This is a genomic window from Synechococcus sp. HIMB2401 (assembly GCF_042883245.1).
In the GTDB taxonomy this organism is placed as follows: Bacteria; Cyanobacteriota; Cyanobacteriia; order PCC-6307; family Cyanobiaceae; genus Parasynechococcus.
Genome location: NZ_JBDJKK010000002.1, coordinates 437,165 through 454,349 on the forward strand (window position 1 = coordinate 437,165; position 17,185 = coordinate 454,349).

Sequence of the window (17,185 nt, forward strand, 5' to 3'; positions counted from 1 at the left end):
CCACTGAAATGACGCGTCTGCACCGCCAACCGATCTGTGTGGCCTCAGCCTTGGTGGTGCCGTTCCTCGCCCTGGCGTCGCCGCCTTGGTTGGCCATCGATGGGGTTGGGCCTGCCTGGGCCGTGCTCTGGCTGTTGCCTTGGGCTCTCGTGGATGGTCCGGTGTCGGGGGCGTTGTCGGGTGTGGCGTTGGGGCTGGTGCTGGATGGTCTCAATCTGGGCGGTGTCAGTCAGGTGCCGGCGCTGCTGCTGCTGGGCTGGTGGTGGGGACGGCTGGGGCGGCGTGCAGCGCCGATCCAGCGCAGCCTGAATCTGGGCTTGTTGGCCTGGCTCGGGTCCGTGGGTCTTGGTTTGTCGTTGATCCTTCAGCTCTGGTGGCGTCAAGGCGGAGTGTTGGATCCCCTCACCCAGAGCTGGGGCCTGCAGACCCTCTGGTGCCAGGCCCTGGTGACGGGTTTGCTGGCGCCGGTGTTGGTGTCGTTGCAGTTGCTGCTCTGGCGCAGGAGGGTTCCCTCATGAGGCTGACGCGTCGGGATCTGCTGCTGGGGACAGCGGCGATGGGACTGGCGGCTTGCGGCCCGAGGACCCCACAGACCAGGGCCCTGGAGTTGTGGACCCTGCAATTGGCTCCCAAGTTCAACCCCTATTTCGCCGATGTTCTGGGGGCCTGGGGCGGCCTCCATCCCGATGCGCCCGTGCGCTGGACGGATCTGCCCTGGGGGTCCGTGGAACGCAAGTTGTTGGCGGCGGTGTTTGCGCGCACGGCCCCGGATGTGGTGAACCTCAATCCGCCCTTCGCGGCCAATCTGGCCAGCAAGGGGGGACTGGCTGACTTGACCCCGCTGCTGCCGGCTGCTGCCGCTGGCCGTTATCTGCCCTCGGTGTGGCAGGCCTGCCGTGACCCCGATGCCGGGCAGATCGCTGTGCCCTGGTACCTCACGGTGCGGCTGAGCCTGGTGAACCGGGCGCTGTTGGATCAAGCCGGCATTGCTGCTCCGCCTAGCCGTTGGGAGCAGGTGCCGGCCTTCGCCCGTCGGATCCGCGAGCGCACGGGCCGTTATGGCTTGTTTCTCACCACCGTTCCGGACGACTCGGCCGAGCTCCTGGAAACCCTGGTGCAGATGGGAGTGACCCTGCTGGATTCCCAACGCAGGGCCGCCTTCGACAGCCCTGCGGGGCTCCGGGCCTTTCGTTTCTGGAGTGATCTCTACCGGGAGGGGCTGTTGCCCCGGGAGGTGGTGAGTCAGGGGCAGCGCCGGGCGATTGAGTTGTTCCAGAGCGGTGATCTGGCCCTGGCGGCCACCGGGGCGGAATTCCTGCGCAGCATTCAGACCAATGCGCCCGGGGTGGCCGCGGTGACGGAGCCCCATGCCCCGGTGACCGGTGCCGATGGCACAGCCAATGTGGCTCTGATGACGTTGGCGGTGCCGCGTCAGAGCCAGCGCGCCCAGGAGGCCGTGGATCTTGCGCTGTTCCTGACCCATGCTGATCAACAGGCGCGCTTCGCGGCTGAGGCCCGGGTGCTGCCGTCGTCGTTGGAGGCCTTGGCTCGGGTGCGTGAGGGGTTGGAGCAGGAGGAGCCCGCGACCACCGCGGAGCGTCAGATTCACCAGGCCCGTTTGTTGTCGGCCAGCACGTTGCACCGGGCCAGGGTGTTGGTGCCGGCGCTGCCGGGGATCAAGCGCCTGCAGAAAATCATCTACACCCAGATGCAGCGGGCGATGTTGGCCCAAATCAGCCCTGAGCAGGCCATAACAGCTGCGGCGTCGGAATGGAACCGTTACGCCCGTTCGCGCTGGCCTGAGGCCGCCGGCAATTCTTAAAACAATCGGTAAGCCGGCTGCGCGTCAGGGTGTTTGCGTCGGTGTCCAGGCCCTGACCAGTAAGGTTGCAGCTCGTTAAGGGTTTGATTCGGATGACGGGCGACCTGCCCTCACAACCGAAAGCGACCATTCTTGTCGTTGATGACGAGGCTGCAGTCCGGCGCGTTCTGGTGATGCGCTTACAGCTGTCGGGCTACCGCGTCATCTGTGCTGAGGATGGTGAGCAGGCCCTGGAAATGTTCCATAACGAGTCGCCCGACCTGGTGGTGCTCGATGTGATGTTGCCCAAGCTGGATGGCTTTGCCGTCTGCCGCCGCCTGCGGGCTGAATCCTGCGTGCCGATCATTTTCCTCTCGGCGGTGGAAGCGATCTCGGAGCGGGTGGCTGGCCTGGATCTGGGCGCTGACGACTACCTGCCCAAGCCCTTCAGCCCCAAGGAACTCGAGGCACGCATCGCCACAATTTTGCGCCGGGTGGGTCGGGGCAATGCTGTTGTTGAAAGTCGCGAACTGCCCACTGGTCAGGGCGTTTTGCGGCTTGGCGATCTGGTGGTGGACACCAATCGACGCCAAGTCACCCGGGGTTCGGAGCGCATCAACCTCACCTACACGGAATTCAGCCTGCTTGAGCTGCTGTTCCGCGACCCCGGCCATGTGGTGCCCCGGGCCGAAATTCTGGAGCAGCTCTGGGGTTATCCCCCCCGCCGTGCCGCCGATCTGCGGGTGGTGGATGTCTACGTTGCGCGGTTGCGCGGAAAACTGGAGCCTGACCCTCGCAATCCAGAGCTGATCCTCACGGTGCGAGGCATTGGTTATGCCTCCCAGCGCATGGGCGAGGCCTCCGCTGCCGGTTGATCAACCCGCGGGCGGGCAGGATGGCGCCCGATTGACCTGCTGCTGTGTCTGAGCTGCGCGACACCCGTCTGGACAAGGCCAAGACCTTGGAAGAGTTGGGGCAGGGCCCCTATGCCCTCACCTTCAGTCCCAGCCACCGCATGGCTGAGCTGCAGGAGACCCATGCCGATCTGGCCAAGGGGGAAGAGCGGGACGTCAGCGTTTCCGTGGCGGGACGGGTGATGACTCGCCGGGTGATGGGAAAGCTGGCCTTTTTTACCCTGGCGGATGAGACGGGCTCCATTCAGCTGTTCCTGGAGAAGGCGGGTCTCGAGGCTCAGCAGGAGGGCTGGTTCAAACAGATCACCACGCTGGTGGACAGTGGCGACTGGCTTGGGGTGAGCGGCACCCTGCGTCGCACCGACCGTGGTGAGCTGTCGGTGAAAGTGAGCGACTGGCGCATGCTCACCAAGGCGCTGCAGCCCCTTCCCGACAAGTGGCATGGTCTGGCCGACGTGGAGAAGCGCTACCGCCAGCGCTATCTGGATCTGGTTGTGTCCCCCGACAGCCGTGAGACCTTCCGGCGCCGGGCCCGCCTGGTGAGCGGCATTCGCCGCTGGCTCGACCAGCGTGATTTTCTCGAGATCGAGACCCCCGTGTTGCAGAGCGAACCCGGGGGTGCAGATGCTCGGCCGTTCGAGACCCACCACAACGCTCTCGACCTGCCCCTCACCCTGCGGATTGCGACGGAACTGCACCTGAAGCGCCTGGTGGTGGGTGGCTTTGAGCGGGTCTATGAACTGGGCCGAATCTTCCGTAACGAGGGGGTCAGCACCCGCCACAACCCCGAGTTCACCTCGGTAGAGATCTATCAGGCGTACAGCGATTACCTCGGGATGATGGAGCTCACCGAGCAGATGGTCAGCGCGGTGTGCCAGGAGGTCTGCGGCACGACCACCATCACCTATCAGGGCACCGACATCGATCTGGCTCCGCCGTGGCGGCGCGCCACGATGCACGAGCTCGTGCAGGATGCGACGGGGCTTGATTTCAATAGCTTCAGCAGCCGCGAGGAGGCGGCCGCGGCGATGACCGCCAAAGGCCTGCATGTGCCTGAGTTGGCCGACTCGGTGGGCCGTCTGCTCAACGAAGCCTTTGAGCAAGCGGTGGAGACAACCCTGATTCAGCCCACCTTCGTCACCGATTACCCGGTGGAGATTTCGCCCCTGGCTCGGCCCCATCGCAGCAAGCCCGGCTTGGTGGAACGGTTTGAGTTGTTCATCGTCGGCCGTGAACACGCCAATGCCTTCAGTGAGCTCACCGATCCCGTGGATCAACGTCAGCGCCTGGAGGCTCAGCAGGCGCGCAAGGCGGCGGGTGATTTGGAGGCCCAGGGGTTGGACGAGGATTTCGTTACAGCGCTGGAGGTGGGCATGCCCCCCACAGGAGGTTTGGGGATCGGCATCGACCGTTTGGTGATGCTGCTCACCGACAGCCCTTCGATTCGGGATGTGATCGCTTTCCCGCTGCTGCGGCCGGAGTCTCGCAAGGGAGAACCACCCTCAGTGGAATAATGGGAGGAGTGGCATGGTCCTATCCCCATGAGTGGAGAACGCGTCGGATTTCGCTTCAAGCACGCTGATGCCGTGGTCAAGCGGAATCCCCAGGGCCGTTCCCGCCGGGGATGGGTGATGGAGCCGGTGGAGCAGACCACCAGCCGTGGCACCAAAATGCCTGCATACCGCATCCGCTGGCGCGACAGTGAGCGCCCGGAAATCGTGTTGCAGCACATGCTGATCGCCGATCCGGATCCCACACCTCCGCCCGAGGGTGTCAGCCTGGAGCCCCCCGCGCCAAAGGCCTGATTTAACTCAGCCCAGCGTCGCGGCGCAGCTGTTCAAGCTCCTGTTCCGCTTCAAACAACGCCCAATCCTTCTCCAGTGTTGAAGGACTGGGCGTTCGCTTTTGCTGGTGAAGTTCCTGCAGCTGTCGCTCCACCTCGTTGAAGCGGCGTCCCAGATCGTCCAGGTCGGCCCAGAGGGCGCGGCCCTGGTTCATCAGGCTGGTGAGATGTTGTTCGGCGCGTCCGGCTAGATCGGCCGCGCCGGCTGCCCTGGCACGCTCCACCCGGTCGCGCCAGGCCCGTACGTCCTCGGCCAGCCTCAGCAGCTGTTGGCGTTGCTGCTTCGCTTCGCTTTGCAGTTGCTGATGTTGCCGTTGCAGGGCTGCCGCCCGATCCTTCAGGTGCTGTTCGCTGAACAGGTGCTCCTGGACGGGGTTGTTGCGCAGAAAGGCCGAGAGCCTCGCGTCCAGCTCCCGCTCCAACTGCTCCAGCCAGCTGCTCATGCTTCGCCTGGGGTGGTGATCACCGGTTTTTCGATCTCTTTCTCCAGCGGCTCGATCGCTGCCGTTTTGGAGTTGAGGATCATCTGGGTGAGTTGCGCTGCTTTCACTTCTCCCACTTCACCTTCCAGGTCTCCAAGGCGATCGAAGGCCGCCATGTAGACGGCCTCCAGGTCTTGGATCAGCTGCTCACGCTGCCGTTTGATCGCCTGACGCCGTTCGTCTGATTTCATGCCGCCTGAGCTCCTGGGCTCTGTCTGTTGGATAAGTCTGTGGGTTCAGTTTGCCGGCAAAAGCAGATCCAGAGCGATCTGTTGGTGCGGCTGGGTCCAGCGGCACGGGCCTGATCCATCCCTCGAGGGCCCTAGGGGGTGCAGCGAACCATCGGTACCATCAGCCCATCGATGTGGCTGAATCCCTTGAGCGGTTCCGGCACGGTGCTGGTGGAGCGATATCGCCTGGAGGAACGGCTGAGTGGACCCGATCCGCTGCGTGGTTCCCTCTGGCGTGCGGTGGATGTGATGGCAGGCGATTGCCCTGTAGCGCTACGTCAGCTGAACGGCTTGCCCAGCCAAGAGCCTTTCCGTCAGCGCTGGGACGTTTTGCAGACGATCGGGTCGCATCAGTTGCCTCGCTTTGGTCAGTTGCTTGATCTGGAGGATGGTTTGTGGGCCGTTCGCGACTGGATCGAAGGCAGCAGCCTCGCTTCGCTTCAACAACAACGCGCGCGACGCCAGATGGTTTTCAGCGCTGGCGAAGTGCTTCTGCTGCTGAGGCAGGTCTTACCAGTCTTGGGAGCGCTTCATTCCGATGACCTGGTGCATGGGCACATCAGTCTCCAAAACCTGTGGCGCCGCACCAGTGATGGATTGCCGGTTGTATTCAACGGTGAGCTTGTTCCTGCTGAAGACGCTGCCGGCTGGATGGATGTACGGGATTTGGCCGTTTCAGCCGTGGCCTTGTTGACGGGCCAGCCGTCTAATCCCCCTTCAAGTCTCGAAAGGCTGGGGCTGGATCCCGAGTATCAAGCTGTGCTCGAGCGGTTGCTTACGGAGGATCCGAACCGCCGCTTCCCTGATGCTGCAAGTGCCCAGGAGGCCTTGCAGCAGCTGGCGATGCCTGAACAAACCGGTCCGATCGAGAAGCCAATTGCTGCATCGGGACGCTTCGCTGCGATGGCTCCCTTCTCAACATCTCCGCGTCAGAAGCGAGCGATGGCTCGCGAGCAGGGAGCGGAGGGGCACCTCTGGCCTGTGGTGATCGGCTTGGTCCTGTCGGCCTTGGTGGGTTCCGTCATCGGTTGGTTCCTGCTTCCGCGGATCTCCACTGCAGACAGGACTCCTCGCCCCAGCAGGGATGGGGCTACAGCGGCCGTCAGTCCGCCGCCAGAGGAGTTGGATCAACGCGAGCAGCTGTTCAGCCGCTTACGGGCCCTGCAGGTGGATCGCAGTTGGTTTACTGGACTTGTGGATGCCAGCCTGCTCAGCATGGAGGCGCTGGGGAGTGCGCCGCTCCGTAGGAACTGGACCGAGCTGGCCGAGCAATGGCTGGCTCGGATCGCCTTGCTGCCGCCGGCGATTCGGGCCCAGTTGGGGCGTCTGGGGGCAGGGGACTGGCAGCAGCTGCGTGAGGTGCTGTTGAAACAGGGCGTTCATCCGCGGGTCGTGCAGCAGCTGGTGAGTGCTGGAGCCCAGGATCTGCTGCCGGTCACCATGCGTGGCCGGAAACCCGCCGACCCCTTCCTTCAGCTTTGGATTGCAGCGGCGATTCAGAGCCTTGATGACGTTGAGATCGTGCGGCTCAAAGCGCGCCCGCTTGAACCCGCCATCACGTCGTTGCCTATCCCTGCCGGTGGTGCGCGTTTGGTGCTGGTGGAGGCTCCAGCAGGTGATGCCGTCGCTCTGGGCATCAACGGCACACCGCTGATGCAGATGATGGTTTTCGGCGTCAATGGGCAGGTGGAGGCGGAGCGTGGTCCCCTGCGGGTGACTCGGATTGCTCCGCAAGCGGGCTCGCCCCTGCAGGTGTTGGTCACCAACGAAGGGGTTTCTTCGAGTCTGTTCACCCTGTCCTGTCGGGCGGACCCGCTCGATCAGTAGCGCTCCATCGCTGCTTTTACGTCCTTCTTGGATTGCTTTTCCTTTTCGGCAGCGCGCTTGTCGTGCAACTTGCGGCCTTTGCCTAGGCCGATGGTGAGCTTGATCCAGGACCCCTTGAGGTGAATGTTGAGGGGGATCAGCGTCAGGCCTTTTTGATCCACCAAACCGCGCAGCTTGTCGATCTCACGGCGATGGGCCAGCAGTTTGCGGGTGCGAAGCGGGTCGTGGTTGAAGTAGCTGCTGGCGTGGGTGTGCGGTGAGATGTGCACGTTGTGCAACTGCAGTTCCCCATTGCGGATCAGGCAGAAGCCATCGCGCAGGTTGGCCTTGCCGTTGCGGATCGACTTCACCTCGGTGCCCACCAGCTCGATGCCAGTTTCGAGGGTTTCGAGGATTTCGTATTGGTGCCGTGCCTGCCGGTTGTCCGCCAGCATCCGATTGGCGGCGGCCCTTGCCGCGGCTGCGGCTGCTTTTTTCGCTCCTCCCTTGGCCATGGCTGCGGCTGTGTCTTCCGACCCTATCCAGGTCTGGGTACCCTGCCCGCATGGCGATTGTCTCCTCCAGCTCCGGTCGCAAGCCACCACGCCGCCCTGAAGCGCTGGTGGATCCCCAGCCGGCACCTGAAGAGGTGGTGAGTCGGCCGGAAGACAAGCTTCGGCCCCAGCGCCTGAACGACTACATCGGCCAGACCGAGCTCAAGCAGGTGCTGGGCATTGCGGTGGAAGCGGCGCTTGGCCGCGGCGATGCCCTCGATCATGTGTTGCTCTATGGCCCGCCGGGTTTGGGCAAAACCACCATGGCCATGGTGCTGGCCGAAGAGATGGGGGTGCAGTGCAAGGTCACCAGTGCACCGGCCTTGGAACGCCCGCGCGACATCGTTGGGTTGTTGGTCAACCTGCAGCCTCGTGATCTGCTGTTCATTGACGAGATTCATCGCCTGAGCCGGGTGGCGGAGGAGCTGCTTTATCCGGCGATGGAAGACCGTCGCCTCGATCTCACCGTGGGCAAGGGCAGCACAGCACGAACCCGTTCCCTCGACTTGCCCCCCTTCACCCTTGTGGGCGCCACCACCCGCGCCGGATCGCTGAGCTCCCCGCTGCGGGACCGGTTCGGCCTTATCCAGCGGTTGGAGTTTTACGGCCAGGACGACCTGGAAGCGATCGTCGAGCGCACCGCCGGGCTGATCGGGGTCACCCTCACACCGCAGGCCCGCAGCAGCATTGCCGCCTCCTGCCGCGGTACGCCCAGGATTGCCAACCGCCTGCTGCGCCGGGTGCGGGATGTGGCCAGCGTGCGTGGCGGTAGTGGTGGAGCCATTGATCAGGCCCTGGTGGGAGAGGCCCTGAGCCTGCACCGCGTGGATCATCGGGGCCTCGATGCCAGCGATCGGCGTTTGCTGCAGCTGCTGATCGACCACCATGGTGGTGGCCCGGTGGGCCTGGAGACTTTGGCGGCGGCCCTTGGCGACGATCCCGTCACCCTGGAGACCGTGGTGGAGCCATTTTTGTTGCAACAGGGGTTGCTGATGCGCACCCCCCGCGGCCGAATGGTCACGGATGCGGCCCGCAGTCATCTGGCCGAGGCGGCATGAATAATCGGTTTCTCGTCCTGTTGATGAGTCTGGTGCTGGCCCTGCCGGTGCAGGCCCTCGATCTGCAGGGGCTTTATGAGCAGGCGCTGACGGCAAGCCGTCAGGGGGATTTTGTGGAGGCGTTGCCCCTTTGGGACCGCTTTCTGGAGCAGGCTCCAGAAGATGCAGCAGCGCTGAGCAACCGCGGCAATGTGCGTCTCGCTCTGGGTGATCCTTCCGGGGCCATCGACGATCAGAGCGCCTCGATTGCGCTGGCGCCGGAGGAAAGCGACCCGCATCTGAACCGGGGCACGGCAGAGGAGGCGCTTCAGGACTGGTCCGCGGCGGCGGACGACTATCTCTGGATTCTGGAGCGCGATCCGCAAGATGCCTCAGCCCTGTACAACCTGGCCAATGTGCGCGGTTCGCAAGGGGACTGGCCTGAGGCTCGAGAGCTTTATGGCCAGGCGGCCCTCGCCCGCCCCGGCTTCGCCATGGCCCGCTCTAGCGAGGCCTTGGCGGCCTGGCAAGCGGGAGATCTCGATTGGGCGGAGGCGGAATTGCGCAAACTGATCCGTCGCTATCCCTTGTTCGCCGATGCTCGGGCGGCCCTCAGCGGCCTGCTCTGGCGTGAAGGATCCAGTGGTGAAGCCGAAAGCCACTGGACCGCTGCGGCCGGGTTGGATCAGCGTTACCGCCAGGCCGACTGGCTGCAACAGGTGCGCCGCTGGCCACCGCAGCCGACGGCGGATCTGATGGCGTTCCTGGCCTTGGAGGCGTCCTGAGATGACCCACGCGGCGTCCCTTGCCGATCGACTCAGCCGTGAGCTGCCTGAGCTGCTGCAGCTGCGCCGGCATCTTCATGCTCACCCTGAACTCAGCGGTGAGGAACACCAGACCGCCGCCCTGGTAGCCGGTGAACTGCGTCAGCTGGGTTGGCGGGTCCGTGAAGGCGTTGGCCGTACTGGCGTGGTGGCCGAGTTGGGACCTGATCACGGCCCCACGGTGGGCTTGCGGGTGGACATGGATGCCTTGCCAGTAGAAGAGCGCACCGGGCTGAGCTATTCCTCCACCCGGCAGGGTCTGATGCACGCCTGTGGCCACGATTTGCACACCTGCACGGGCCTGGGGGTGGCGCGGTTGCTGGCTCAGGAGCCGGCTTTGGGGGCCCGGGTGCGCTTGCTGTTTCAACCCGCGGAAGAGCTGGCCCAGGGAGCGGTGTGGATGCGGGATGCAGGGGCGGTGGAGGGCCTTAACGCGTTGTATGGCGTGCATGTGGTTCCGAATCTTCCGGTGGGCACCGTGGGGATCCGGCGGGGCTGTCTTACGGCAGCGGCCGGCGAGCTGGAAATCCTGGTGCAGGGAGAGGGCGGCCATGGTGCTCGTCCCCATCAGTCGGTGGATGCTGTTTGGCTGGCGGCTCGGGTGATCACGGAGCTTCAGCAGACCATCGCCCGCCGCTTGGATGCGTTGCATCCGGTGGTGATCAGTTTTGGCAAGGTGGAGGGCGGCCGCGCCTTCAATGTGATTGCCGATCAGGTGCGTTTGTTGGGCACGGTGCGCTGTCTGGATCTGCAGCAGCACGCCCAGCTGCCGGCTTGGATCGATGAGACGGTGCAGGGGATCTGTGCCACTGGAGGGGGTACGGCAGTGGTGAATTACCGCTGCATCGCGCCACCGGTGCACAACGATCCGCAGCTCACGACCTTGCTGGAACGTTGTGCGGTGGAGTGTCTGGGGCGCGACAAGGTGCTGCCGGTGGAGCAGCCCTCCCTGGGGGCGGAAGACTTTGCTGAGCTGCTTCGGGATGTGCCGGGAATGATGGTGCGGCTGGGCGTGGCCGGGCCCGAGGGGTGTGCGCCGCTTCACAACGGAGCGTTCGCACTGGAGGAGGATGCCCTCGGTGTTGGTATTGCGGTTCTCACGGCCACCGTGCTGGCGTGGATCTCGGAGAACACCTCGGCATGAACCAACGTCGTGCGGTGATTTGGGTTTCCCTCGGGGCTCCATTGCTGATCCTGCTCGCGTTGCTGGCCACCAACCAGCGCCAGGGCAAGGACCGGGTGCAGGTGTTGCCCGGGATATTGGTTGGTTCAGGTCTGATCATCAGCAGCGCTCTCGGTCGGCAGCGCCGCCGCGCCAGGCTGTTGGCCGATCTTCAACGGGCACGCACCCCTGGCAGCAACCCATGAACGAGCCCGATCCGCAACGCCCTGATCTCGAGGAGGTCCGCCAGGCCATTGCCAGTGGGGATCCGGTTCAGGCGATGCCGGCGATCACAAAGCTCCGCCATTGCTCGGATGCTGAGGCTGTGCCGTTGCTGGTGCTGGGCACGGAGCAGAAGCCCTTTCTGGTGCGTTCTTTGAGCTGCAGTGGATTGGGCTACAAGCGCACCGAACAGGGCTGGACTGTGCTCAGTGCGTTGATCACTGCCGATGAAGACCCCAATGTTCGGGCTGAGGCAGCCAATGCCCTCGCCAGCTACGGGGTCGAGCGGGCCTGGCCTTTGCTGCGTACGGCCTTTGAAGTTGATGCTGCTTGGTTGGTGCGCTGCAGCATCTTGTCCGCCTTGGCGGAACAGCCCGATATTGATCTGGGTTGGTTGCTGGACTTGGCAACCATGGCGATTGCCGATGCTGATGGCACGGTGCGGGTGAGTGGGGCTGAAATTCTCAGTCGGATTGTTCGGGAGGGGGGGACCGATCCCATTGCGGTGCAGGCCAGAGGCCTGTTGCAATCTCTGCAGCAGGACAGCGATCACCGGGTGGTGGCTGCGGTGCTCAATGGTTTGCAGGTCAGCTGAACGGGCCTTTGGGCAACGCTTGCTAGCGTTCAAACATCACTAGGGGTGTCTGGGTTTCACCATTAACTCAGACTGAGATCACACCCTCCGAACCTGATTCCGGGTCATGCCGGCGCAGGGAAGTGCTTGTGCGTGATCTTCGGCCAAACGTCGACCCCTGGGCTGTCCGTCGCACCTCAGATCATGCGCGCTTCCTGGGTTGAGTCCCGCAAGGGTCAGGCCAACGTCTCTCAGATGCACTACGCCCGTCAGGGCGTGGTCACCGAAGAAATGGCCCATGTGGCCAAGCGGGAGAACTTGCCCGAATCGCTGGTGATGGAAGAAGTGGCCCGGGGGCGGATGATCATCCCGGCCAACATCAACCACACCAATCTGGAGCCGATGGCGATCGGCATCGCCAGCAAGTGCAAGGTGAACGCCAACATCGGCGCCTCCCCGAATGCGTCTGATGCGGCCGAGGAGGTGAAGAAGCTGAAGCTGGCGGTGAAATACGGCGCCGACACCGTGATGGATCTCTCCACCGGCGGCGTCAACCTCGATGAGGTGCGCACCGCGATCATCGGTGCATCCCCCGTTCCGATTGGCACCGTGCCTGTTTATCAGGCCCTTGAGAGCGTTCACGGATCGATCGAGAAGCTGGATGAGGACGACTTCCTCCACATCATCGAGAAGCACTGCCAGCAGGGGGTCGACTACCAGACCATTCACGCCGGCCTGTTGATCGAGCACTTGCCCAAGGTGAAGGGCCGCATCACCGGCATCGTCAGCCGCGGCGGCGGCATCCTGGCTCAATGGATGTTGTACCACCACCGTCAAAACCCGCTCTACACGCGGTTTGACGACATCTGCGAGATCTTCAAGCGCTACGACTGCACCTTCTCCCTCGGTGACTCGCTGCGCCCCGGTTGTCAGCACGATGCGTCCGACGCCGCTCAATTGGCTGAACTGCACACCCTCGGTGAATTGACCCGTCGCGCCTGGAAGCACGACGTGCAGGTGATGGTGGAGGGTCCCGGCCACGTTCCCCTCGATCAGATCGAGTTCAACGTGAAGAAGCAGATGGAGGAGTGCAGCGAAGCACCCTTCTATGTGCTCGGCCCCCTGGTCACTGACATTGCTCCCGGCTACGACCACATCACCTCAGCCATCGGCGCGGCCATGGCCGGTTGGCATGGCACGGCGATGCTCTGTTACGTGACGCCGAAGGAGCACCTCGGTCTGCCCAACGCTGAGGATGTGCGCGAAGGCCTGATCGCTTACAAGATCGCTGCTCATGCGGCAGACATCGCCCGTCATCGCCCCGGTGCCCGTGACCGTGACGACGAGCTCAGCCGCGCCCGCTACAACTTCGACTGGAACAAGCAGTTTGAGCTGTCCTTGGACCCTGAGCGGGCCAAGGAATATCACGACGAAACCCTGCCGGCTGACATCTACAAGCAGGCGGAGTTCTGCTCCATGTGCGGACCCAAGCACTGCCCGATGCAGACCAAGATCACTGATGAAGATCTTGAGGGCCTTGAGAAGGTGCTCGAAACCAAAGGAGGAGCCGCCGAGCTCACATCGGTCAAGCTCGACAAAGCTGATTGATTGTGTTGACTAAAGTCAGCAGTTGGCCCGGCGTCCTTTTGGACGTCGGGCTTTTTTGCGTAAGGCCATTGATTGGGTTGGCGGCATAAAAAAAGACCCCCTGTCGATGCAGGAGGCCTTGTTGTTGAAGTGTTCTGGTGATCAGCCGAGCAGAGCCTTGGCTTTGGCCACCACGTTCTCAACCGTGAAGCCGAATTCCTTGAGGCAGGTGCCGCCGGGGGCGGAAGCGCCGAAGCGGTTCATGGTGACGCTGTCGCCATCCAGGCCGATGAAACGGTGCCAGCCGAAGGATTCAGCAGCTTCGACCACCATGCGCTTGCGCACGGTGGTGGGGAGCACCTCTTCCTTGTAGGCGTCGGTCTGCTCGTCGAACAGCTCGACGCAGGGCATGGAGACCACGCGGACCTTCTTGCCTTCAGCGGTGAGCTGCTTGGCGGCCTGGACGCAGAGGTCCAGTTCGGTGCCGGTGCCGATCAGGATCAGATCGGGAGTGCCGGCGCAGTCTTCCAGCACGTAACCACCCAGGGCCACCTTGTCGATCGAGGAGTTGGCCTGGTTGGCCATGCCCTGGCGGCTGAGGCAGAGGGAGCTGGGGCGCTTGCGGTTTTGGATGGCCACCTTGTAAGCGCCGCTGGTCTCGTTGCCGTCGCCAGGACGGAACACCAGCATGTTCGGCATCGCCCGCAGGGAGGGGATGGTTTCGATCGGCTGGTGGGTGGGGCCGTCTTCGCCGACGCCGATGGAGTCGTGGGTGAGCACGTAGATCACTCCCAGCTCACTCAGGGCTGACAGGCGCATGGAACCGCGCATGTAGTCGGCGAACACCAGGAAGGTGCCGCCGTAGGGGATCAAGCCGCTGTTGTGATAAGCGATGCCGTTGAGGATGGCGGCCATGGCGTGCTCGCGCACACCGAAGTGCAGGTAGCGCTTCTCAGGGCTGCTGGCCTGATAAGAGCCGGTTTCACCCTTGATGTCCGTGTAGTTGGAGTGGGTGAGGTCTGCGGAGCCGCCGATCAGTTCGGGCAGGTTGGGGCCCAGCGCACCCAGGCAGATCTGGGAGTGCTTGCGGGTGGCCAGGCCACCGTCTTCGGGGGTGTAGGTGGGCAGGTCCTTGTCCCAGCCCTGGGGCAGCTCACCGCGCAGCATCCGCTCGAACTCGGCGGCCTCGATGGGGTACTTGGTGCGGTAGGTGGCCAGGGTCTGGTTCCACTCGGCCTCGAGGCTGGCACCGCGGTCGATGGCCTGGCGGAACTGGTCGTAGGCGTCCTGGGGTATTTCGAAGGGTGCGTAGTCCCAACCCAATTGCTGACGGGTCAGGGCTGCTTCCTCTTCGCCAAGAGCTGCACCGTGAACACCGGCGGTGTCGGCCTTGTTGGGGGAGCCGTAGCCGATGGTGGTGGTCACCTTGATGATCGACGGCTTGTCGGTCACGGCCTTCGCGGCTTCGATTGCCTTGGCAATGGCATCCACGTCGGTGTTGCCCTCGGCCACGTGCTGCACGTGCCAGCCGTAGGCCTCGTAGCGCTTCAGCACGTCCTCGGTGAAGGACACATCGGTGCGTCCGTCAATGGTGATGTTGTTGTCGTCGTACAGGGCGATCAGCTTGCCCAGCTTCAGGTGTCCAGCCAGGGAGGCCGCTTCAGAAGACACACCCTCCTGATTGCAGCCGTCGCCCATGATCACGTAGGTGTAGTGATCCACCACGGTGGCGTCGGCCTTGTTGAACTTGGCCGCCAAGTGGGATTCAGCGATGGCCAGGCCCACAGCGTTGGAGATGCCGGCACCCAGAGGGCCGGTGGTCACTTCAACACCAGGGGTCTCGAAGGTTTCGGGGTGACCGGGAGTCTTGGAGCCCCACTGGCGGAACTGTTTGATGTCCTCGATGGAGACCGAGTCGTATCCGGTGAGGTGCAGCAGCGCGTAGAGCAGCATGCAGCCGTGGCCGGCCGACAGCACGAAGCGGTCGCGGTTGAACCACTTGGGGTTCTTAGGGTTGTGCTTGAGGAACTTGTCCCAGAGCGCATAACCCATGGGTGCGCAGCCCATCGGCAGGCCGGGGTGGCCGCTGTTGGACTTGTTGATGGCGTCGACAGCCAGCATCCGAATGCTGTTGATGCAGAGCGTGTCGAGTGACGCGGGCGCAGCGACCATGGTGTTAAGAGGAAAAGTTGAAGCGATTTTGACGCACGACGTGAGCGCGAAGGCTCAGCTGGCGCGTTTGAAAGCCAGGCAGACGTTGTGGCCGCCGAAGCCAAAGGAGTTGGACAAGACGGTTCCAAGTGTCTGATCCCGTGCCTCGTTTGGCACGACATCCAGATCACAGTCGGGATCCGGGGTGGTGTGATTAATCGTGGGGGGCACGACGCCGTGTTGTAGCGCCAGCACACAGGCCACCGCTTCGATACCACCGGAGCCACCCAGCAGGTGACCAGTCATCGATTTGGTGGAGCTCACCGGAATCTGCAGCGCCCGCTCACCCAGGGCGCTTTTGATCGCCGAGGTTTCGTTTTTGTCGTTCGCTGGAGTGCTGGTGCCGTGGGCATTGACGTAGTCAATCTCAGAAGGATCAATGCAGCCATCGGCCAGGGCTTGGCGCATGGCCTCGGCACCGCCGACGCCGCCCGGTGTGGGTGATGTGATGTGGTGGGCATCGCAGGTCATCCCGTAACCCACCACTTCGCCGAGGATCGTGGCGCCACGGGCCTGGGCGTGCTCGAGGGTTTCAAGCACCAACACACCGGCACCTTCGCCGATCACAAAGCCATCGCGTTCCTTGTCGAACGGACGGCTGGCCGTGGCCGGATCATCGTTGCGGAACGACAGGGCCTTGGCGCTGGCGAAGCCGGCCACCCCCAAGGGAGTAATCGCCGATTCGGCGCCACCGCACACCATGGCGTCAGCCTTGCCCAGCTGCAGCAGCCGGAAGGCATCGCCAACAGCATTGGAGCCGGCAGCACAGGCGGTGGCCACCGCGGAGCTGGGCCCCTTGGTGCCCAGGGCAATGGCGGCTAGGCCTGTAGCCATGTTGGGGATCATCATCGGCACCGTGAACGGACTCACCCGTCCAGGCCCTTTGCCCTCCAACACATGGGCCTGCGTCTCCATAGTCAGCAGGCCACCGACGCCGGAACCGATGATCGTGCCGATCCGATCCGCATTGGCGTCGTTGATCTCAAGGCCGGCATGGGCCACAGCCTGTTTGGCTGCAACAACGCCGAACTTGCAGAACCGATCCCAGCGCTTGGCTTCCTTCGGTTCGATGAAGCCGGACGGATCGAAATCCTTCACCTCCGCTGCAAAGCGGCAGGCGTGTGCGGATGCATCGAACAAGGTGATGGCGTCCACTCCGTTGGTGCCGGAGGTGAGGCCCTTCCAGTAGTCCTGAACCGTGTTGCCGATCGGTGTGACCGCGCCGAGGCCGGTGATGACGACGCGATGGAGACCATCCACCATTGCGTTGCTCAGGCCTGCTTGTCTTCGATGTATTTGACGGCGTCACCAACGGTGGTGATGCCCTCAGCTGCTTCGTCAGGAATCTCGATGTCGAAGGCCTCTTCCAGGGCCATCACGAGTTCCACGGTATCCAGAGAATCAGCACCCAGATCGTTCTGGAAGTTGGATTCGGGCTTCACTTCGCCGGAGTCAACACTCAGTTGCTCCGCAACGATTGAACGCACCTTTTCGAGAATCGCTTCCTGGGACATAGCCGTGGCAACGGGACGCTGCATCTTACGGGCACGCCTTCAGTGTCTCCTCATCAACAACTGTGCCGTTAACAACGGTGACGGCATGGCCATGGACCGGCGAAGGACGGGTACGTTTGCCGCAAGCCTTCGTATGCATCGGGCACATGTCCCACGCCGTCAAGATCTACGACACCTGCATCGGCTGCACCCAGTGTGTGCGTGCCTGCCCTCTCGACGTGCTTGAGATGGTTCCCTGGGACGGTTGCAAGGCCGGCCAGATTGCGTCTTCTCCTCGTACTGAAGATTGCGTTGGTTGCAAGCGCTGCGAAACTGCCTGCCCTACCGACTTCCTCAGCATCCGCGTTTATCTCGGAGACGAGACAACGCGCTCCATGGGTCTGGCCTACTGATCTGGCCAGTTTTACCTCATAAGCTCGGCCCG

19 protein-coding genes and 1 riboswitch are annotated in these 17,185 nt (G+C 63.3%); of the genes, 13 read left to right on the top strand and 6 right to left on the bottom strand.

The window, feature by feature from the left end; all coding sequences use genetic code 11:
- The first annotated feature begins 8 nt into the window (after positions 1 to 8).
- The 5 genes from AAXE93_RS07095 (at position 9) to AAXE93_RS07115 (ending at position 4,520) form a co-directional block, all read left to right on the top strand.
- The gene (locus AAXE93_RS07095) at positions 9 to 518 is read left to right on the top strand and encodes a rod shape-determining protein MreD (protein ID WP_390129481.1); all 510 of its coding nucleotides are present in this window, start codon (positions 9 to 11) and stop codon (positions 516 to 518) included.
- Positions 515 to 1,822 (top strand): ABC transporter substrate-binding protein, encoded by a 1,308-nt coding sequence (locus AAXE93_RS07100; RefSeq protein ID WP_390129483.1) that lies wholly within the window; start codon positions 515 to 517, stop codon positions 1,820 to 1,822. The genes AAXE93_RS07095 and AAXE93_RS07100 overlap by 4 nt, the downstream gene beginning before the upstream one ends.
- A gap of 92 nt (positions 1,823 to 1,914) precedes the next feature.
- Positions 1,915 to 2,676, top strand: a complete 762-nt coding sequence (rpaB, locus tag AAXE93_RS07105) for a response regulator transcription factor RpaB (RefSeq protein WP_114988045.1) — start codon at positions 1,915 to 1,917, stop codon at positions 2,674 to 2,676.
- A 44-nt stretch (positions 2,677 to 2,720) separates the two neighbouring features.
- A complete protein-coding gene (lysS, locus tag AAXE93_RS07110; RefSeq protein WP_390129486.1) occupies positions 2,721 to 4,229 on the top strand; it encodes a lysine--tRNA ligase in 1,509 nt (502 codons plus the stop codon).
- 27 nt (positions 4,230 to 4,256) lie between these two features.
- Positions 4,257 to 4,520, top strand: coding sequence for a hypothetical protein (locus tag AAXE93_RS07115; RefSeq protein WP_006851112.1), 264 nt, complete (start codon positions 4,257 to 4,259; stop codon positions 4,518 to 4,520).
- A 1-nt stretch (position 4,521) separates the two neighbouring features.
- Here AAXE93_RS07115 and AAXE93_RS07120 read toward each other — a convergent pair whose 3' ends face one another.
- Positions 4,522 to 5,001, bottom strand: a complete 480-nt coding sequence (locus AAXE93_RS07120; RefSeq protein ID WP_390129489.1) for a hercynine metabolism protein — start codon at positions 4,999 to 5,001, stop codon at positions 4,522 to 4,524.
- Positions 4,998 to 5,231, bottom strand: a complete 234-nt coding sequence (locus AAXE93_RS07125; RefSeq protein WP_114988048.1) for a hercynine metabolism small protein — start codon at positions 5,229 to 5,231, stop codon at positions 4,998 to 5,000. The genes AAXE93_RS07120 and AAXE93_RS07125 overlap by 4 nt, the downstream gene beginning before the upstream one ends.
- A 138-nt stretch (positions 5,232 to 5,369) precedes the next feature.
- Between AAXE93_RS07125 and AAXE93_RS07130 the strand changes: the two genes are divergently transcribed.
- Entirely contained in the window at positions 5,370 to 7,097 is a 1,728-nt protein-coding gene (locus AAXE93_RS07130; protein WP_390129492.1) for a serine/threonine protein kinase, read from the top strand.
- On the opposite strand, the gene smpB is transcribed toward AAXE93_RS07130, so the two are convergent.
- On the bottom strand, positions 7,091 to 7,591 hold the full coding sequence (smpB, locus tag AAXE93_RS07135) for an SsrA-binding protein SmpB (RefSeq protein ID WP_114988049.1): 501 nt from the start codon (positions 7,589 to 7,591) through the stop codon (positions 7,091 to 7,093). The genes AAXE93_RS07130 and smpB overlap by 7 nt on opposite strands.
- Positions 7,592 to 7,641: 50 nt before the next feature.
- On the opposite strand from smpB, the gene ruvB reads away from it, so the two are divergent.
- The 6 genes from ruvB to thiC all read left to right on the top strand — a co-directional run bounded on the left by ruvB (position 7,642) and on the right by thiC (position 13,057).
- Entirely contained in the window at positions 7,642 to 8,688 is a 1,047-nt protein-coding gene (ruvB, locus tag AAXE93_RS07140; RefSeq protein WP_390129495.1) for a Holliday junction branch migration DNA helicase RuvB, read from the top strand.
- Positions 8,685 to 9,452 (top strand): tetratricopeptide repeat protein, encoded by a 768-nt coding sequence (locus AAXE93_RS07145; protein ID WP_114988051.1) that lies wholly within the window; start codon positions 8,685 to 8,687, stop codon positions 9,450 to 9,452. Before ruvB ends, AAXE93_RS07145 begins: the two co-directional genes overlap by 4 nt.
- A gap of 1 nt (position 9,453) precedes the next feature.
- Positions 9,454 to 10,635 carry an amidohydrolase gene (locus tag AAXE93_RS07150; RefSeq protein WP_390129497.1) on the top strand — a complete coding sequence of 394 codons (1,182 nt, stop codon included), beginning with the start codon at positions 9,454 to 9,456 and terminating at the stop codon, positions 10,633 to 10,635.
- Positions 10,632 to 10,859: a DUF3188 domain-containing protein gene (locus AAXE93_RS07155; protein WP_115131543.1), complete on the top strand. Its 228-nt coding sequence runs from the start codon at positions 10,632 to 10,634 to the stop codon at positions 10,857 to 10,859. The genes AAXE93_RS07150 and AAXE93_RS07155 overlap by 4 nt, the downstream gene beginning before the upstream one ends.
- Positions 10,856 to 11,470, top strand: coding sequence for a HEAT repeat domain-containing protein (locus AAXE93_RS07160; protein WP_390129499.1), 615 nt, complete (start codon positions 10,856 to 10,858; stop codon positions 11,468 to 11,470). Before AAXE93_RS07155 ends, AAXE93_RS07160 begins: the two co-directional genes overlap by 4 nt.
- Before the next feature lie 31 nt (positions 11,471 to 11,501).
- Positions 11,502 to 11,608: riboswitch (TPP riboswitch) on the top strand.
- Between the two features lie 45 nt (positions 11,609 to 11,653).
- A complete protein-coding gene (gene thiC, locus AAXE93_RS07165; RefSeq protein WP_114988169.1) occupies positions 11,654 to 13,057 on the top strand; it encodes a phosphomethylpyrimidine synthase ThiC in 1,404 nt (467 codons plus the stop codon).
- A gap of 141 nt (positions 13,058 to 13,198) precedes the next feature.
- Here the strand turns inward: thiC and tkt are convergent, their stop codons facing one another.
- From tkt to acpP, 3 genes are read right to left on the bottom strand one after another with little or no spacing between them, the layout of a single operon-like run.
- Positions 13,199 to 15,208 (bottom strand): transketolase, encoded by a 2,010-nt coding sequence (gene tkt, locus AAXE93_RS07170; protein WP_390129502.1) that lies wholly within the window; start codon positions 15,206 to 15,208, stop codon positions 13,199 to 13,201.
- 54 nt (positions 15,209 to 15,262) lie between these two features.
- Positions 15,263 to 16,510 (bottom strand): beta-ketoacyl-ACP synthase II, encoded by a 1,248-nt coding sequence (fabF, locus tag AAXE93_RS07175; RefSeq protein ID WP_390129504.1) that lies wholly within the window; start codon positions 16,508 to 16,510, stop codon positions 15,263 to 15,265.
- A gap of 8 nt (positions 16,511 to 16,518) precedes the next feature.
- A complete protein-coding gene (gene acpP / locus AAXE93_RS07180) occupies positions 16,519 to 16,761 on the bottom strand; it encodes an acyl carrier protein (RefSeq protein ID WP_011363161.1) in 243 nt (80 codons plus the stop codon).
- Between the two features lie 146 nt (positions 16,762 to 16,907).
- Here acpP and psaC point away from each other — a divergent pair, with 146 nt between their 5' ends.
- Entirely contained in the window at positions 16,908 to 17,153 is a 246-nt protein-coding gene (gene psaC / locus AAXE93_RS07185; RefSeq protein ID WP_006850103.1) for a photosystem I iron-sulfur center protein PsaC, read from the top strand.
- Positions 17,154 to 17,185: the final 32 nt, after the last annotated feature.

What these genes read in the sequence shown, in the direction of transcription:
- thiC (WP_114988169.1), top strand. Translation starts at nt 11,654, where the DNA reads ATGCGCGCTTCCTGGGTTGAGTCCCGCAAGGGTCAGGCCAACGTCTCT.
- fabF (WP_390129504.1), bottom strand. Translation starts at nt 16,510, where the DNA reads ATGGTGGATGGTCTCCATCGCGTCGTCATCACCGGCCTCGGCGCGGTC.
- AAXE93_RS07095 (WP_390129481.1), top strand. Translation starts at nt 9, where the DNA reads ATGACGCGTCTGCACCGCCAACCGATCTGTGTGGCCTCAGCCTTGGTG.
- ruvB (WP_390129495.1), top strand. Translation starts at nt 7,642, where the DNA reads ATGGCGATTGTCTCCTCCAGCTCCGGTCGCAAGCCACCACGCCGCCCT.
- AAXE93_RS07125 (WP_114988048.1), bottom strand. Translation starts at nt 5,231, where the DNA reads ATGAAATCAGACGAACGGCGTCAGGCGATCAAACGGCAGCGTGAGCAG.
- AAXE93_RS07145 (WP_114988051.1), top strand. Translation starts at nt 8,685, where the DNA reads ATGAATAATCGGTTTCTCGTCCTGTTGATGAGTCTGGTGCTGGCCCTG.
- rpaB (WP_114988045.1), top strand. Translation starts at nt 1,915, where the DNA reads ATGACGGGCGACCTGCCCTCACAACCGAAAGCGACCATTCTTGTCGTT.
- AAXE93_RS07150 (WP_390129497.1), top strand. Translation starts at nt 9,454, where the DNA reads ATGACCCACGCGGCGTCCCTTGCCGATCGACTCAGCCGTGAGCTGCCT.
- AAXE93_RS07120 (WP_390129489.1), bottom strand. Translation starts at nt 5,001, where the DNA reads ATGAGCAGCTGGCTGGAGCAGTTGGAGCGGGAGCTGGACGCGAGGCTC.
- AAXE93_RS07160 (WP_390129499.1), top strand. Translation starts at nt 10,856, where the DNA reads ATGAACGAGCCCGATCCGCAACGCCCTGATCTCGAGGAGGTCCGCCAG.
- AAXE93_RS07115 (WP_006851112.1), top strand. Translation starts at nt 4,257, where the DNA reads ATGAGTGGAGAACGCGTCGGATTTCGCTTCAAGCACGCTGATGCCGTG.
- smpB (WP_114988049.1), bottom strand. Translation starts at nt 7,591, where the DNA reads ATGGCCAAGGGAGGAGCGAAAAAAGCAGCCGCAGCCGCGGCAAGGGCC.
- tkt (WP_390129502.1), bottom strand. Translation starts at nt 15,208, where the DNA reads ATGGTCGCTGCGCCCGCGTCACTCGACACGCTCTGCATCAACAGCATT.
- AAXE93_RS07100 (WP_390129483.1), top strand. Translation starts at nt 515, where the DNA reads ATGAGGCTGACGCGTCGGGATCTGCTGCTGGGGACAGCGGCGATGGGA.
- acpP (WP_011363161.1), bottom strand. Translation starts at nt 16,761, where the DNA reads ATGTCCCAGGAAGCGATTCTCGAAAAGGTGCGTTCAATCGTTGCGGAG.
- AAXE93_RS07155 (WP_115131543.1), top strand. Translation starts at nt 10,632, where the DNA reads ATGAACCAACGTCGTGCGGTGATTTGGGTTTCCCTCGGGGCTCCATTG.
- psaC (WP_006850103.1), top strand. Translation starts at nt 16,908, where the DNA reads ATGTCCCACGCCGTCAAGATCTACGACACCTGCATCGGCTGCACCCAG.